Origin of the sequence: Gluconobacter sp. Gdi (assembly GCF_014132155.1) — a bacterium.
Taxonomy (GTDB): domain Bacteria; phylum Pseudomonadota; class Alphaproteobacteria; order Acetobacterales; family Acetobacteraceae; genus Gluconobacter.
Genome location: NZ_BLJQ01000068.1, coordinates 1 through 474 on the forward strand (window position 1 = coordinate 1; position 474 = coordinate 474).

Genomic DNA, 474 nt, shown 5'->3' on the forward strand with positions numbered 1-474 from the left:
GCTTCGCCAGGCGGTCCTCGGGATTGTCATGGCTGAACATCTTCGCGCTGGCGACAGCACCATGACGCTGCAGATCCTCACGATCACGGAGGAACTGGCAGCGGTCCTGGGTTCCTTCATTCTCGATCAGGATCAACTGGCATGACACGTTTTTCGCTTCTGCTTGCCTCGGCGGCCGTGCTGGTCTGCGGGACGGCCCGGGGGCAGTCGGTCATCGTGCCGTTCCGGGCTGGTCATACGCTTCCAGCCGAGGCGCTGATTACGCTCCAGAAGGGCAAGGCTGACACGAACCTGTCGCAGACGACCATCCAGCTTGCCCCGACCGGCAGCGCTGTCAGCCTGGCGCAACGCCTGGGCGAACAGCCGAGCGTTCGGGATTTCGGCGCGCAGGCAGACGGGAAGACGCCGGCCGATACAGCCATCGTCACAGCGTTTGCAACTGCACCCACGCCGCTGGTGAATTTCCCCTATGCG

General features: G+C 63.7%; 1 protein-coding gene. It reads left to right on the top strand.

The genetic code is table 11. The features are described 5' to 3' along the window. Positions 1–141 precede the first annotated feature (141 nt). On the top strand, positions 142–474 hold a 333-nt coding region (locus JN414_RS16505; RefSeq protein ID WP_202208885.1), incomplete at its 3' end, for a hypothetical protein.